Source organism: Streptomyces sp. NPDC046727 (genome assembly GCF_040645635.1).
GTDB lineage: Bacteria > Actinomycetota > Actinomycetes > Streptomycetales > Streptomycetaceae > Streptomyces.
This window is the reverse complement of record NZ_JBEYYR010000109.1, coordinates 1-1,002: the sequence shown is the minus strand read 5'-3', so window position 1 is coordinate 1,002 and position 1,002 is coordinate 1. Positions and strand designations below refer to the sequence as shown.

General features: G+C 66.1%; 1 protein-coding gene. It reads right to left on the bottom strand.

Features of this window, described 5'->3' with window-relative positions:
- The coding region (locus ABZ937_RS42905; protein ID WP_361701144.1) for an SNF2-related protein at positions 1-908 on the bottom strand (908 nt) is incomplete at its 3' end.
- Between the last annotated feature and the right edge of the window lie 94 nt (positions 909-1,002).

The following is a 1,002-nucleotide window of genomic DNA, read 5'->3' as shown; positions in this document are numbered from 1 at the left end:
CCGGACACTTTGATCGCGGTCTGATACTGGGTTGGCAACGGGAGCTTGATCTGGTGCAGGTTGCGGTGCGGGAAGCCCTTCACGCCGTTGCGGGTGTTGCGGAACAGCACGCGGCTGGTGCCGTGGCGATCCATCAGCATGGCCACCAGCACCTGGCGCGCCTGCTCGGCGTTGTCGCCTTCGCTGTTGGCCGCTTTGAGCAGCGGTTCGATGTCCTGCTCGTCGATCAGCTCGCCCAGCAGGTTCAGCTTGTCGTCGGCCAGGCGTTCACCGCTCAGCAGCAGGGTGACGGCGTCGGCCACCGGACGGTATTTCTGCTGTTCGGCGACGAACTCGCCGTAGTCGTGGAAACGGTTCGGATCGAGCAGGCGCAGGCGCGCAAAGTGGCTCTGTTGGCCCAGCTGCTCCGGGGTGGCGGTCAGCAGCAGCACGCCGGGGATATGCTCGGCCAGCTGTTCGATCACCTGATATTCGCGGCTCGGCGCTTCTTCACTCCAGGCCAGGTGGTGCGCTTCATCGACCACCAGCAGATCCCACTGGGCGTCCGCCAGCTCTTCCAGGCGCTGCTTGTTGCGGCGCACGAAGTCCAGCGAGCAGATCACCAGCTGTTCGGTCTCGAACGGGTTGCTGCTGTCGAGCTTGGCTTCGGCGTAGCGGCTGTCGTCGAACAGCGAGAAGTAGAGGTTGAAGCGGCGCATCATCTCCACCAGCCACTGGTGCTGCAGCGTTTCCGGCACCACGATCAGCACGCGTTCGGCGCGGCCCGCCAGCAGTTGCTGGTGGATGATCATGCCGGCTTCGATGGTTTTGCCGAGGCCGACTTCGTCCGCCAGCAGAACGCGCGGCGCATGGCGCTGGCCGACTTCATGAGCGATGTGCAGCTGGTGCGGGATCAGGCTGGCGCGCATGCCGCGCAGGCCGGCGAACGGCAGGCGGGGGCGTGCAGCCGGTCCCGGGACTCGGCGTACATGGCCTCCAGGACCGTGCGCGCGGTGTCGACGC